Origin of the sequence: Myxococcus vastator (genome assembly GCF_010894475.1) — a bacterium.
Lineage (GTDB): Bacteria > Myxococcota > Myxococcia > Myxococcales > Myxococcaceae > Myxococcus > Myxococcus vastator.
In genome coordinates, this window is sequence record NZ_JAAIYB010000201.1 from 1 (window position 1) to 14,108 (window position 14,108).

14 protein-coding genes are annotated in these 14,108 nt (G+C 71.0%); 3 read left to right on the plus strand and 11 right to left on the minus strand.

What is annotated here, in order from left to right; genetic code table 11:
- On the minus strand, positions 1–462 hold a 462-nt coding region (locus tag G4D87_RS20300), incomplete at its 3' end, for a tetratricopeptide repeat protein (protein WP_163783719.1).
- Entirely contained in the window at positions 419–1,105 is a 687-nt protein-coding gene (locus tag G4D87_RS20305; RefSeq protein WP_163783720.1) for a lytic transglycosylase domain-containing protein, read from the minus strand. The genes G4D87_RS20300 and G4D87_RS20305, both read right to left, overlap by 44 nt.
- An 87-nt stretch (positions 1,106–1,192) precedes the next feature.
- Here G4D87_RS20305 and nadB point away from each other — a divergent pair, with 87 nt between their 5' ends.
- The 3 genes from nadB to G4D87_RS20320 all read left to right on the plus strand — a co-directional run bounded on the left by nadB (position 1,193) and on the right by G4D87_RS20320 (position 4,124).
- Positions 1,193–2,782, plus strand: a complete 1,590-nt coding sequence (gene nadB, locus G4D87_RS20310) for an L-aspartate oxidase (RefSeq protein WP_163783721.1) — start codon at positions 1,193–1,195, stop codon at positions 2,780–2,782.
- A gap of 93 nt (positions 2,783–2,875) precedes the next feature.
- Complete coding sequence (locus G4D87_RS20315; protein WP_163783722.1) at positions 2,876–3,529, plus strand: rhomboid family intramembrane serine protease; 654 nt, start codon at positions 2,876–2,878, stop codon at positions 3,527–3,529.
- Position 3,530: 1 nt separating this feature from the next.
- Positions 3,531–4,124 carry an LOG family protein gene (locus G4D87_RS20320; protein WP_163783723.1) on the plus strand — a complete coding sequence of 198 codons (594 nt, stop codon included), beginning with the start codon at positions 3,531–3,533 and terminating at the stop codon, positions 4,122–4,124.
- A 6-nt stretch (positions 4,125–4,130) separates the two neighbouring features.
- On the opposite strand, the gene G4D87_RS20325 is transcribed toward G4D87_RS20320, so the two are convergent.
- From G4D87_RS20325 to G4D87_RS20365, 9 genes are all read right to left on the minus strand, one after another.
- Positions 4,131–4,763 carry a hypothetical protein gene (locus tag G4D87_RS20325; protein ID WP_163783724.1) on the minus strand — a complete coding sequence of 211 codons (633 nt, stop codon included), beginning with the start codon at positions 4,761–4,763 and terminating at the stop codon, positions 4,131–4,133.
- A complete protein-coding gene (gene pyrE, locus G4D87_RS20330; RefSeq protein WP_163783725.1) occupies positions 4,760–5,326 on the minus strand; it encodes an orotate phosphoribosyltransferase in 567 nt (188 codons plus the stop codon). Before pyrE ends, G4D87_RS20325 begins: the two co-directional genes overlap by 4 nt.
- Positions 5,327–5,329: 3 nt before the next feature.
- On the minus strand, positions 5,330–6,799 hold the full coding sequence (locus tag G4D87_RS20335) for a ParB/RepB/Spo0J family partition protein (protein WP_205507658.1): 1,470 nt from the start codon (positions 6,797–6,799) through the stop codon (positions 5,330–5,332).
- Between the two features lie 64 nt (positions 6,800–6,863).
- On the minus strand, positions 6,864–7,586 hold the full coding sequence (gene bacP / locus G4D87_RS20340) for a bactofilin BacP (protein WP_163783727.1): 723 nt from the start codon (positions 7,584–7,586) through the stop codon (positions 6,864–6,866).
- A gap of 3 nt (positions 7,587–7,589) precedes the next feature.
- Positions 7,590–7,970 carry a bactofilin BacO gene (bacO, locus tag G4D87_RS20345; RefSeq protein WP_176408989.1) on the minus strand — a complete coding sequence of 127 codons (381 nt, stop codon included), beginning with the start codon at positions 7,968–7,970 and terminating at the stop codon, positions 7,590–7,592.
- Positions 7,967–8,308, minus strand: a complete 342-nt coding sequence (gene bacN / locus G4D87_RS20350; RefSeq protein WP_002636699.1) for a bactofilin BacN — start codon at positions 8,306–8,308, stop codon at positions 7,967–7,969. The genes bacO and bacN overlap by 4 nt, the downstream gene beginning before the upstream one ends.
- Positions 8,309–8,363: 55 nt before the next feature.
- Positions 8,364–9,203: an alpha/beta hydrolase gene (locus tag G4D87_RS20355; protein WP_163783728.1), complete on the minus strand. Its 840-nt coding sequence runs from the start codon at positions 9,201–9,203 to the stop codon at positions 8,364–8,366.
- 12 nt (positions 9,204–9,215) lie between these two features.
- Complete coding sequence (locus G4D87_RS20360; protein WP_163783729.1) at positions 9,216–11,090, minus strand: tetratricopeptide repeat protein; 1,875 nt, start codon at positions 11,088–11,090, stop codon at positions 9,216–9,218.
- A 43-nt stretch (positions 11,091–11,133) separates the two neighbouring features.
- Positions 11,134–13,641, minus strand: coding sequence for an ATP-binding protein (locus G4D87_RS20365; RefSeq protein WP_163783730.1), 2,508 nt, complete (start codon positions 13,639–13,641; stop codon positions 11,134–11,136).
- Positions 13,642–14,108 lie beyond the last annotated feature (467 nt).

Consider the following 14,108-nt stretch of genomic DNA (forward strand, 5'->3'; position numbering starts at 1 on the left):
CTTCTCCGCCATGACGTCACTGCCGGCGAGCAGGAAGTGCTCGCGGGCGCGGCCGCACTCGCCCATCTGCGCCAGGGTGAGGCCCAGGTAGTTCTGGGCCTTCTGGTGCTCGGGGGACAGGTCGGTGGCCGTCTCGAACTCGCGCGCCGCGCGCTGGAGCGCGGACGTCTTCAGGTACACGAGGCCCAGGTTGACCCGCAGTGTCGGGTCCACCGGGTTGTCGCGCACCAGCATCTCGTACAGCTCGGCCGCCCTGTCGTACAGGCCGAGCTTGAAGTAGCAGAGGCCCAGCAGGTTCTGCGCCTTCTCCATGCGGGGCTGGAGCTCGTGGGCACGCTCCAGGAACGGCTGAGCCTCGTGGACCCGGCCTGCGGCCAACAGCTCGCCACCGCGGGAGAGCTGCTGGAGGAACTCTTCATCAGCGGGGCTCGTCTCCCCCCGCCCCTTCGCGCGCGTCGTCATTCTGGGATGTGGGCTCGCGGGGACCGCTCGAGACGGCCGCCTCGCGCTCCTTGTAGTGGTAGTAGAGCTTGAGCACCTTGCGAACGTACCCCTGCGTCTCCTGATAGGGGGGCACCTTGCCACCGTAGCGTTTCACCGCCTCGGGGCCGGCGTTGTACGCCGCAACCATCTTCACCATGTCGCCGTCGAACATGTTGGCGAGCACGCGCAGGTAGCGCACGCCGCCCTCGATGTTGTCGCGCTCGTTGAAGATGTCCTTCACGTACATGTCCGTCGCCGTGGCCGGCATGAGCTGCATCAGCCCGCTGGCGCCCTTGTGGCTGAGCGCGTTGGGGTTGAAGTTGCTCTCGGTGTGCATGATGGCGCGCACGAGCGCCGGCGGGATGCGGTAGCGCAGCGCCGCGGCGGTGATGTGCGGATCCAACTCCGGCGGGGTCCGCTTGCGGCCCACCACCGGCGTGTTCTTCGCGGGGGCCTTGGTGAACGTGCCCTTCAGCGTCTTGGCCCGCTTGCTGCCCGTGGGCTGCACGTTCGTATAGATGATGGTGCCGTCCTTCTCGACGTACCGGTAGATGGCATCCGCCCCCGCCGACAAGGGCAGGGCCAGCACGGCGACGGCGAGGAACGCGGAATAGGCACGCATATCGGCCCACGAACCTTAGACACCCGCGGGAAAGTCCTCAAGAAAACGCCTTGTTTCCAGCACTTACAGTCGTTAAGGCTGCTCACCATGCCCCATCGGTTCGATTTCCTCGTCCTGGGAGGCGGCGTGGCGGGCCTCTCGTTCGCCCTCCAGGCGGCCCGCCATGGCACGGTGGCCGTCCTCACCAAGCGTGAGCGTTCCGAAAGCAACACCGCCTATGCCCAGGGTGGCATCGCCAGCGTGCTCGCGCCGTCCGACACCTTCGAGGCGCACATCGAGGACACGCTGGTGGCGGGCGCGGGGCTGTGCCACCAGGACGCGGTGGAAGTCACGGTGAAGGAAGGCCCCGGCCGGGTGCGGGAGCTGGCGGACCTGGGCGCGGAGTTCAACCGCCGCGTCACCGGCGAGTTCGACCTCACCCGCGAGGGCGGCCACTCCGCGCGCCGCATCATCCATTCGGGCGACATCACCGGCCGCGAGGTGCAGCGCGCACTGCTCGCCGCGTGTGACGAGGTCCCCAACATCACCTTCTTCCCGCAGACGGCCGCCATCGACTTCATCCAGGAGCGGCGCGTCCCCTCCCCTGGGGTCAGCCGGTGTCTGGGCGTCTACGCCCTGCTGGAGGACGGCGTCATCGAGCGCTTCCTGGCCAAGGTGACGGTGCTGGCCACCGGCGGCGCCGGGAAGGTGTACCTGTACACGTCCAACCCGGACGTGGCCACCGGGGACGGCGTGGCCATGGCGTACCGGGCGGGCGCGAAGGTGGCGAACATGGAGTTCTACCAGTTCCACCCCACCTGCCTGTACCACCCGGAGGCCAAGAGCTTCCTCATCAGCGAGGCGCTGCGCGGCGAGGGCGGCAAGCTGAAGCTCAAGAGCGGCGCGTCCTTCATGGAGCGCTACCACCCCATGGGCGCGCTCGCGCCGCGTGACGTGGTGGCGCGCGCCATCGACGCGGAGATGAAGCGCACGGGCGACGACTGCGTCTACCTGGACATGACGCACCTGGGGCGCGCCTTCCTCGCCGAGCGCTTCCCCAACATCTACGCCACCTGCAAGGCCTTCAACATCGACATGGCGGTGCAGCCCATCCCCGTCGTCCCCGCGGCCCACTACATGTGCGGCGGCGTGGTGACGGACCTGGAGGGACGCACCAACGTGCCCGGCCTGTACGCCATCGGTGAAGTCACCTGCACGGGCCTGCACGGCGCCAACCGGCTCGCGTCCAACTCGCTGCTGGAGGGGCTCGTCTTCGGCCACCGCGCCGTGCAGGTGGCCGCGGACGAAGTGCGCGCCCAGCCCGCTCCCACCGAGGACCCGCCGCCCTGGGATTCGGGCAGCGCGGTGGAGTCGGATGAGAGCGTCGTCGTCACCCACAACTGGGACGAGATTCGCCGGCTGATGTGGAACTACGTCGGCATCGTCCGCACGGACAAGCGGCTGATGCGCGCGCGGCGCCGGCTGGAGCTGCTGCGCGAGGAGATTCGCGACTACTACTGGCGCTTCAAGGTGACTCGCGACGTCATCGAGCTGCGGAACATCGCCGACGTCGCCTACCTCATCGTCGACTGCGCCAGCCGCCGCAAGGAGAGCCGCGGCCTCCACTACACGCTGGACTACCCGCACCCGGACGACCACCGCTGGCTGCGAGACACCGTCGTGTCCAGGGAGCCGTGAGCCCGCATGTCCTCCCGTCCACGACGCATTCTCGATGCACCCTCCTCCGCCTCGGGCGGTGAAGGCCCCGGCGCGCAGCCCCCTGGCCCACCGGTGCCAGGCCCACCGCAGCCGCGGCCCTGGGTGTGCTACGCCCTCATCGCCTGCGCGGTGTCGCTCTTCGTGGCGGAGCAGGTCCTGCCCATCTCCCAGGTGGTCCGGAGCGAGCTCGGGCGGATGCAGATTCCGCCCCTGGGCCTGTACGGCCCCTTCGTGCAGGCGGGCCAGTACTGGCGGCTGCTGGGCGCGGTGCTGGAGCACGGCAGTCCCCTCCACCTCCTCTTCAACATGTCGGTGGTGGTGACGCTCGGCTTCACGCTGGAGCGGGGCATCGGCAGCCTGCGCTTCATCGGCCTGTCGCTCGTGACGGCGCTGGGGGCGTCCACCTTCTCGCTCATCTTCGACTTCGACGTGCCCACGGTGGGCGCGTCCGGAATGATTCTTGGCTGGGCGGGGGCCATGCTGCCCGTCGCCACGCGCGAGGGCCGCCGGGACTTGTTCATCTGGCTGGCGCAGGTGGCTGTCCTCAGCCTGCTCCCCTTCGTGAGCTGGGCGGGGCACCTGGGCGGCTTCCTCTTCGGCCTGCCCTGCGGACTGGCCCTGCGCATGGGGCGGCAAGTCTACGCGCGCGCCCTGCCCATCCTTCTTTTTCTCTCGGTGGTGGTGGCGCTCTACGCGGCCCACCCCGAGCGCCGTGGAGGCTTTTGACATGGAAGTGCGAAGTGTCTGTGTGTTCTGCGGCTCCCGGCCCGGCGCGCGTCCGGAGTACCTGGACGCCGCCACACGCATGGGCGCCGAGCTGGCGCGGCGAGGCCTGACGCTCGTCTACGGCGGCGCCAGCGTGGGGCTCATGGGCGCGGTGGCGGACGGCGCGCTGGCCGCCGGAGGCAAGGTGGTGGGCGTGCTGCCCGGCTTCCTCGGCGCCAAGGAGCTGGCCCACCGGGGCCTCACGGAGCTGCACTCCGTCGGCTCCATGCACGAGCGCAAGGCGCTGATGGCGGAGCGCTCGGACGCCTTCATCGCGCTGCCCGGGGGCTTTGGAACGCTCGATGAGCTCTTCGAAATCGTGACCTGGGCCCAGCTGGGCCTGCATCGCAAGCCCATGGGCCTGCTGGACACGCGCGGCTTCTTCCAGCCCTTGCTGGCCATGGCGCGGCACCACGCGGAGGAAGGCTTCGTCCCCGTGGAGCAGGCCGCGCCCTTCGCCGTGAGCGCTTCACCCACCGCCCTGATGGACCGGCTGCTGGCGGGCCCGACGATGCCGCCCGCGGAGAAGTGGCTGAAGCGCCCCAGCCAGACGTGAGCCGCGCTACTGCGCGCTCACCTGCATCTCCGCCTTGCCCAACGACGAGGCCATGCGGAACGTCACCGTCTCCGTGCCGGGCGGAATGACGGGGCTCCCGTCGGACATCTGCGTGGGGAACTGAATCTCCCACCCCACCCAGAAAATCGACGTGTACGGGTAGTACGCCCGCGTCTGCATGTTCACCCGGCCCAGCCGGCGGATACGCGAGGGCGTCACCTCCCCAGCGGGCGTCACCAGCGCCAGGCGCCAGATGGAGTGCTTGTAGTCGAAGTCGGCGTAGACGAAGTCGTTGAAGTGCACGCCCAGGAAGAACTCATGGACCTGCGCGGCCTTCGCCCGCTCCTCGGCGAGCATCTGCTCCACCTTCACCGTGGGCAGCTGCTGGAAGGCGGCCTGACGATGCACGCGCGCCTCGCGGAAGGGCTGCGTCTGCAGCGTCACGCCCGCGAACACACGCGTGTCGAAGCCGTCGTAGATTTCCTGCTGCCCCGTGTAGCGCGCGAGAATCTTCCGGTAGGAGTGCTCCGCGTGCTCGTCCGGCAGCGACGGCGGCGGATCACTGATGGCGGTGGGCGGCGTGGTGACACAGCCCGCGAGCAACCCCAGCAGCGCCGCGGTGAGGAACGGACGCCTCACGGAATGAAGTCCTTGCGGGTGAAGAGCGTGTGGAGCCGGTGGCCCGAGGCCTCCACGGCTTCACGTCCACCCTCCAACCGGTCCACCAGCGCGAAGGCCCCCAGCACCTTCAGGCCTTCCAGTTGGGCCCGCTCGATGGCCTTGAGCGTGGAGGCGCCCGTCGTGACGACGTCCTCCACGATGGCCACCGCCGCGCCCTGCCCCAGCCCGCTCAGGCCCTCAATCCATTGGCCCGTGCCGTGCCCCTTGGGCTCCTTGCGCACGATGAAGGCCGCCAGCGGCGTGCCGGACAGGTAGCCGGTGAGGCTCACCGCGGACGCCAGCGGGTCGGCGCCCAGCGTCAGCCCGCCCACGCCCACGGCCTCGGGGGCCTCGCGCCGGATGGCCTCCAGGAACAGCCGGCCAATGAGGAAGTGGCCTTCGGCCAGCAGCGCCGTGCGCTTGCAGTCGATGTAGAAGTCCGACTCCTTGCCGGACGAGAGCACCACGCGGCGCTGCTCGAAGGAGCGTTCGGTGAGCAGCTCCAACAGCCGGGCACGGTCGCGCACGAGCGGTTCCACCATGGCCTACAGCCCCTCCAGATACGTGACCAGCTCGGACGAATAGCGGAGCTGCATCAGGAGCTCCGCCTTGCGCGACTCATCCAGCGCGGCGAACACGTCCGCCAGCAGCGAGAGGTCCTGGTTGATGGCCCCCAGCCGCTGCGCCACTTCCTGCGCCAGCTCGTCGGCGTCAATCTCCTCCTCGACGCCCTCCGGCGCCAGCGTGTCCTCGGTGGCGAGCGCCTTCTCCAGCATGTCGCGGACGGCCGCGCTCAAGCGCCCCTGCGCCTCGAGCTCGTCGCGCTTCGCCTCCAGGACCTCCGGGCCCACCGGCGTGGCGTGAATCGCCTCCGCCAGCGACATCACCAGCGCGTCCTCGTCCGAGAGCCGCAGGTGGATCCGCGCCTGCACCGCGTCCCGTTTGAGGAAGCGCAGCGCGGCGACGCGCCGGAAGCCGCAGACGAGCTGGTAGCGGTCTTCCCCCGCCGGGCGGACATCCACCGGGAACAGCTGCCCCAGCCGCGCGATGTCCGTGGCCAGCCCCGACACGTCTCCTTCCGGGCGGAGCTTGAACGCGCTTTCGTCCTGCAGCTTCTCCAGCGGCAGGAGCACCGTCGTCACCCGGCCTGAGAGCCGCTGCTCGGGCTCGGGGAGGACGTCCTCCTGCGACTCCTCGCCGGAGTCGCTGGCTTTGTCACCGTCGGCATCTCCCGTCCAGAACGCGCCTTGGGGGCGCTCGTCCAGCCCGGGCGTGGCACGGGACTCGCCGTCGGAGGGGGCCTGCTCGGCGCGCGTCTCCGCGTTGGCGTCGGACCCGCCTCCTGATTCACTTCCGTCCTGCCCCTGGGACTCACTCACGGCCTGGTGCTCGCCCTGCGCATGAGACGCATCCTTGGCATGTGGCTCCCCCGGACCGTGGGACGTGGTGCCCTCGGCCTGAAGTCCACCTTCCCGCGAACCTGTCGGGTCCTTTGAAGCTTCGCTCCCAGAGGCGTCCGCGGAGCCCGGCGCTTCGCTGCCCCCATCGTGCGGCCGCGCGCCTTCGCCCTGCGTGTCGCCAGTGGCCGGGGACGCCTCCTGCGACGGAGGCGTTCCGTCAACGGGAGGCGCACCACCCTGCTCCTGCGCGGAGCCGGCGTTCTGGGGCTCGCCCTGCTCGGAAGGCGTGCCCTCGGCGCGCTGCTCCGAGCCTTCGGCGGGCGGCGTGCCCTCGGCGCGCTGCTCCGAACCTTCGGCGGGCGGCGTGCCCTCGGCGGCGCGCGGCTCGGAACTTTCGGCTGCCGGCGAGCCCTCGGCGCGGTGCTCACCACCGGACTCCGGTGACGCGCCCTCGCGCGGGTGTTCGCCCTGCTCCGAGGAGGCCCCCGAAGCGTGCGGCTCGGTGCTCACGGCACCACCCTGGCCGCCGTCCTGCCCGGACGGCGCCTGTGAGCCACCTTCGGGCCCAGCACCCGCCGTCCCATCCTGTCCATCAACCCTGTGCTCGGCGTCCATGGTGGCACCCCTGATAAGCCCACGCGCCCGCACCGCCAACGACTGACGGCGCGGGCGGTGCGCGCTAGCGGGTCTTCTTCTTCACCACGACCTTCTTCTTCGCGCCAGCACCCACCAGGACTGGCGTCGGCGGCTCGGCAGCGCCCGCCTGCTCAGCCTGCGACTCCGCCCGCTCCACGCGGGTCGGCGGAGGCGGCGGCAGCGGCTTGCTTCCCAGGCCACCCAACCCCGGACGGGTGATGGGCGCCGAGGGGCGCGTCGTCGCGGCAGGCGCCGAGGGGCGCGCGGGCGGCGGAGGAGGCGTGGGCCGCGACGGCGGCGGCGGAGGCGTGGGCCGCGCGGCGGGAATCGTCGGACGCGCGGGCGTCACCGAGGGACGGCTCACCGCCGTGGGGCGGACCACCGCGGGGCGCTCGGCCGGCAGACGTCCCGGCTCCACATCACCCATGTCCACGCGGCCGCGGAAGCTGGCCCCGTCCACGATGATGACGCGCGGGGCGCGGATGTCGCCCACCATGCGGCCTTCGCGGGTGAGCTCCACGCTCTCGGTGGCGTTGATGTTGCCCACCACCACGCCGCTGACGATGGCGTTCCTCACCGCCACGTTGGCCTTCACCACGCCCGAGGGCTCCACGATGAGGGTGCGGCTGAGCGTCAGCTCACCCTCGACGCGCCCTCGGACCGTGAGGTCCTCGTCGCCCGTCAACCGGCCGCTGATGAGGATGGAAGGCCCCACCACGGTGTTGTCGACGTTGTTGCTCGCTGAGAGCTCCTTCGCGGTGGCCACGAATCAGCGCTCCTTCATGTCCATGTCGACGTTGCCCTTGAAGGAGGCACCGTCGGCGATGAGGATTCGGGGCGCCTTGATGTCGCCCACCACGCGGCAGTCCGTCTTCAGCTCCACCTTGTCGCTGGCGACGATGTTGCCCGTGACGCGGCCGGCGATCTCCACGTTCTGCGTCTCGATGTCCGCCTCGACGACGCCGCTGCCCTCCACGTAGAGGCTTTCCTTGAGGGAAATCTTCCCCTTCACGGTGCCCTGGATGACCAGGTCCTCGTCGCCGGAGATCTCCCCGTCGATGACGATGCTCGAGCCAATGACCGTATTCGCCATGAGTGTTGTCCGCCTCTCGAAAGGTGTGTGCCGCGGCGCGCGCGGCGTGAAGCTCAAATGTCGTCAGGAAGCCGAACGTCCATCTCGATGGAGCCGTTGAACACGGCCCCGTCCTCGATGACGACGCGAGGTGCCTTGATGTCGCCGGCCACCTTGGCCGAGGCGTTGATGGCCACGCGAGACGAGGCGTCGATGTTGCCGCTGGCCTCGCCGTTGATGGTCAACTCCTCGGCGCGGATGTCCGCCTGCACCTTGCCGGTGCTCTCGATGGTGAGGTGGTTCTTCAGGGCAATCTGCCCCTCCACGCGTCCCTCGATCACCAGGTCCCCACCTCCCGTGAGGTTGCCCTTGATGACGATGCCCTTGCCGATGATGCCCGTTTCACCCGTTGCCATGCGGTGACCTCACCCAGCGCCAGCTCCTCCCTAGGAGCCGGGCGACCTGATTATGTCAGAGATGCGCGGAGATCCAGCCGGAGATATCCCGGAACACCTCCGCACGGCCCACCTCGTTGAGCGGCTCATGCCGCATTCCGGGGTACTCCTTGAACTTCTTGTCGGGCGACCCCGCCCGCTCGAAGTACTCCCGCGCCGCCGCCGGAGCGGCCACCCCATCCTCCGCACCACACAGGACGAACAGCGGCACTTGAATCTTCGGCGCCAGCAGCACGGCCTCGCCCTGCGCCCGGGTGGATTCGACGAACCACCGCGGCGTGGCGATGGCCTGGTGGAGCGGGTCCTCCCGGGTGGCCCGCTGCACGTCGGTGTCACGGGTGAGGTCCTCCACCTTGAGCCCGGAGGAGATGCTCAGCCACGGCACCAGCTTGCCCACCGCGCGCGCGGCCATCAGCTTCGAGGCCGGAGGGGTGATGGCCAGCTTGAGGTACGGCGCCGACAGCACCAGCCCCGTCAGCCCCTCCACCTGCCGGCTGGAGGCCCACGTCGCCGACATCAGGCCGCCGTGGCTGTGCGCCAGCACGAAGGCCTTCTTGCCCTCCGACACCGCGCGCACCCGCGCCCAGAAGACCTCCAGGTCCTCCAGGTACTCCGGCCACTTCTCGCAGTAGGCCCGCCGCCCGTCGGCCTTGCCATGGCCCCGGTAGTCGAAGCCGTGCACCGCGAAGCCGTCCGCCAGCAGCGCATCCGTCACGAAGCCATAGCGGCCAAAGTGGTCGCCATACCCATGCACCACCGCGACATGCGCGCGGGGCTCGGCATCAGGAAGGATGGACTTCCAGTACAGCCGTGTGCCGTCCCTGCCGGGAAAGAAGCCCTCGTCGCTACGCGCCATAGGCGCACCAACTTAGCGGTCTGGCGCACGCGTGGGTAGCGCCTTGAGCTTGCGCTCCAACGCGGCGCGCTGACCGGGGGGCTCGGCGGACTCGGGATCCAACGTCAGCACTTCCAGGGCGCGCCGCCAGGCCGCCGCGGCATCGTCCGTCCTCGCCACCCGCTGATAGGCGTCTCCCAGGTGTTCGAGGATGACGGGCTCGTCCGGAGCCAGCGTGGAGGCCCGCTCCAGCGCGTCCACGGCCCGGGCGTAGTCGCCTCGCCGGAAGTACACCCAGCCCAGTGAATCCAGGTAGGCCCCGGTGTCCGGCCGCAGCTCCAGGGCGCGCCGCACGCGCCGCTCGGCCTCGTCCAGGTTCTGTCCCGCCTGCGCCAGCAGGTAGCCCAGGAAGTTCAGCGCGGCGGTGTGGTCCGGAGACACGGCCAGCGCCGCCCGCATGCGGGCCAGCGCGCCCGTCACGTCGCCCTGCCGCTCGTGGGCCGCGCCCAGCACGTACAGCAGGTCCGCGTCCCGGGGAGCGCGCGCCACCGCCTCGCGCAGCAGCGTCAACGCTTCGTCGCCTCGGCCCTGCCGGTGGAGCGTGGCGGCCAGGGCGTCATACAGCGCCGCGGAGGGATGGGTGGCCAGGCCCTCGCGCAGGAGCCGCTCCGCGCGGTTCGGCGCGCCGCCGCGCTCCAGGGCTCGGGCGAACTGCATCCGGACCTCCACGTCCTCCGGCGACGCCTGCATGGCGGCCCGGTAGAGCGTGAGCGCCCGGGAGTGCTCGCCCAGGAGCGACAGGCTGCGGGCCCGGCGCAGGCGCGCGTCGGCATGGACATCCGACTCCGCGGGAACACCGGCGAAGGCCTTCGCCGCGTCGGCGAAGCGGCGCATCCGCTCATGGACGAGCCCCGCGTAGTAGGCCAGCCGAGGATCCGCATGCTCCCCCCGGCGCGCCGCCTCCAGCACCTCCGCGGCCGCCCCGGGCTCGCGCGCGGCCAGGTAGCTGAAGGCCACCCGCACCGGCATCTCCGGCTCGGAGGAGAGCGACAACAGCCGGTCGAAGTACGCCCGAGCCCGTACGGCGGAGCCCGCCTTCAGCGCCGCGCGCCCGGCGCCCAGCAGCACCTCGCGGCTGTCCGGCTCCCGCTCCAGCGCCCGAGCCAGGGACTCCTCCGCCTGCACGGGCCGGCCCGTGTCCTCGTACAGCTGAGCCAGCGCCGTCAGCACCTCCACGTCGCCTGGGGCCCGGGTGGCGGCCTCCACCAGCAGGCGCTCGGCACGCGCCGTGTCACCCCGCTCCGCCAGGGCCAACCCCAGGCGCTGGTACCCGGAGGCCTCCCCCGGCAGCGCCAGCGCCAGCGCGTCCACCACCTTCACCGCCGCGTCCGTGGCCCCCGTCTCCAGGTGGAGCTGGGCCAGGACGAGGTAGGCCTCCGGCTCGCGCGGCTTGAGGGACACCGCGCGCCGCAGGTGCAGGCGGGCCCGGGCGAACCGCTTCGACTCCGTGAGGACGCGGCCCAGGAGCACGTGCGCGGGGTAGTAGGCGGGGGCACGCAGCACGGCCCGGCGCAGCTCACGCTCCGCGCGCGTCAAGTCGCCCAGGCGGGCGTACTGCTCGCCCAGCCGGGTGAGCAGCAGCGGGTTGCCGTCATCCGTGGCCAGGGCCAGCCGCAGCGCGTCCACCGCGCCCCGGTGGTCCCCGGCATGGTGCTTCAGCCGGGACTGGAGGTAGTTCGTGTAGCTGGCGGACGAGGCGTAGCGGCCTTCGTCCGCGGCGCCCGCGTCGATGGCCTCCCGCATGGCCTCCGGGTCCACGCGCGGCCGCCGTGACGGAGCGGCCGCGGACACACCCGGCGCAACGAGGACGGCCAGCAGGGCGGACACGAGGAGGCGAGAGGGGCGCACGCGAGCCTGAGTCTAGCGTGAGCCCGTCCCGCGTGCAGTCGCCTCAGGTCTCTTCCGGGGCCGGCGCGCCCAGTTTCTCCAGCAGCTTCTCCACCGAGTCGCTGTCCTGGCTCACATCCGCCACCGCCGACCGGTACTCCGTGTCCGTCGCCTTCTCCACATCCGGCAACATGCGGCTGATGACGGCGCGCGCGGCCTCCGCCTGGCACTCCGGCAGGACGACGGCGAACACGCCTCCGCCCAGGTGGGAGATGGCATCCGGGTGACGCACCCGCTTGCGCATGACGTCCGCGATGGTGGACGGCACGGGATCCACCGGCCGGTCGGGCCGGAGCACCGCGAGGCTGAGCGCGCGGTGGTAGCGCCTGCTGCGCGCCACCTCCTGCTCCAGCCGCAGCAGCAGCCCGCGCCGGTCGTGCAGACCCGTTGCGGGGTCGCTGCCGGTGCGCCGCTGCAGGGCGCTGGCCTTCTCCTTCTCCTGCTGCTCGCGCTCGCCCTGGCGCAGCTTGAGGGCGCGCTCGGTGCGGTTGAGGAGCTCCACCGCGTTGAACGGCTTGCTCATGTAGTCCACCGCGCCCAGGTTCAGCGAGCGGACCTTCTCCGCCACGCCCTGGTGGGCGGACAGCAGGATGACGGGGATGCGCGCGGTGTCCGTCGAGGACTTGAGCGCCATGGCCGCGTCCAGGCCGTCCAGCTTGGGCAGGAACACGTCCATGACCACCAGGTCCGGCCGCTGGGCCTTCGCCCGGGCCAGGCCCTCCGCGCCGTCGCGCGCCACCTCCACGCGGTACTTGGAGCGCAGCACCTCCGACAGCACCGCGGCGATCTCCGGCTCGTCCTCCACCACCAGCACGCGCGGCTGCTCCTGCGGCGACGGCGCGGCGGCGGGCGGCGGACGCGGGTTGCGCGGCGCTTCCTGCGCCAGCGGCAGCGTGAAGACGAAGATGCAGCCGGTGTCCGGCGGACTCTCCGCCCAGATTTCACCGCCGTGCAGCTCCACGAACTCCTTGCAGATGGCCAGCCCCAGCCCGGTGCCCTTGCCGCCGTGGCGGTAACGGTCGAAGACGAGGTGCAGCTCGTCCGGCGGAATGCCCACGCCGTCGTCCTGCACGCACACCTTGGCGGCGTCCCCGTCCGGACGCCCCAGCCGCTGGGTGCTCACCACCACCTCGCCGTCCTGGCGCGCGTGGTGGATGGCGTTGGTGATGAGGTTCTGCAGCACCTCGTGCAGCTTCACCTCGTCGCCGATGAGCATCAGGCTGTCCGGGCAGTCGGCGCGCAGTGACACGCCCCGCTCCGCGGCGAGAATCTCCAGCTCGTTGACGGCGTCGCGGCACAGCTGCGCCACGTCCAGGACTCGGGGTTCAATGGACAGCCGCGCCGCCTCGCCCTTGCCCTTCTCCAGCAGGGACTCCACCAGGCCGAGGATCTTCTTGCCCTGGCGGATCATCGCCTCGGAGGACTGGCGCTGCTGCGGCTCCAGCGGCCCTTCCTGCAACAGCCGGCCGTGCCCCAGGAGCACCTGGAGCGGCGCGCGCAGGTCGTGGCTGCACACCGCGATGATTTCGTCCTTGAGCCGGTTGAGTTCCTTGAGCCGGCGGTTGGCCTCGCTCAGCTCCTGGTAGCGCTGGACGTAGGCTTCCTCCAGGTCCTCGCGCTTCTTCTTCACCGCCGTGTGAAGGCGCGCGTTGCGGATGGAGTTGGCCAGCACGCCGGCCACCGCCTGGGCGAACTCCTGCTCGTCCCGGCCGAACGACGCGTCCGCGCGCGATACGCGGAGGAACAGCGCGCCCAGCAGGTCGCCCTGACAGATGAGGGGCTGGACCAGGATGGACTTCACGCCCAGCGGCAGGATGTTGGTGCGGACCTCCGCCATCAGCGGGTCGCGCTGCGCCTCCTCGATGACCACCGCCTCCCGCGTCTCCAGCGCGCGGCGCAGCTCCGGGTAGCGCATCACTTCGATGTCCAGCTGGACGAGGCTCGGGTCCTCCTGCGTGGCCACCACCTTCGCGGTGCGGGCATGGCTGCCCTCCACCAGCACCACCGAGCAGCGGTCTGTCCCGGTGACGCGGCCGACCTTGTCCACGGCGATGCGGAGAATCTCCTCCAGCTCCAGCGAGCTGGTGGCCGCCTGGGTGATTTCCAGGAGCATCCCCATCCGCAGGCGGATCCGCTCTTCCCGGTCGCGCAGCCGGCCCGCGCGCAGCGCGGCCTCCAGACGGGGCACCACCTCGTCGGCGCCGCGAATCCAATCATCCACGGCCAGCCGCTTGAAGGCCTCCGCCGAGCGCGCGCGGCCCAGGTCCACCAGCACCGGCAGGCGCTGGAGCCGGTCCACCTTGCGCAGCGACTCCAGCATCTCCGCGGCCCGCTTCGCCGTCACCGCCAGCAGGACGACCTCTGGCTGCAACGTGTCCGCGACCTGGGCCAGGCCGCTCTCCTTCTCCGCCGACGCACACTGGTAGCCGCTCGAGGTGAGCCGCTCCATGAGCGCGTCGCCCGCCTCCTTGGCGGCCACCACCAGCACGCGTCCCCGCTGATCAGCCTGCATCTCGACTCTCACGGTGAACCCCAGCCCCGGCGGCATGGCGCCGGGTAGAGAGGCTGCGAAAACGCGCTGCGTGCGAAAGAGTTCATGGTTCGGATCCCGATCATGCCGCTGAACACGCCCTGGGGCCAGAACGGCGGGCATGGGTGGGAGGATGTGGCCGCGTCGGTCCCCGCCGCCCCCAAGCCCTCCGGAGGCCGAGCGTACACGATGGACGCCACTTCCCTACCGCCCGCGGACCGCGCACGGCCGACCGCCCTGCCTACCACCCATCAGGCGCTAGCAGGGCGACAGCTGCAACACCCTGGCGCTTCCCTGGCGCTGTGACGCCTCCCACCGCGTGGGGTCCCAACGGCGCGGGCGGGACTACCACAGGCTGCGGCCCTTGGGGGACGTTCCGTACCCGGGTGGGCTGGGGTCGGTTCGGGCCCGCCTGACGGGAGGGCGTAGATGCCGGCGATGCCGCGTAC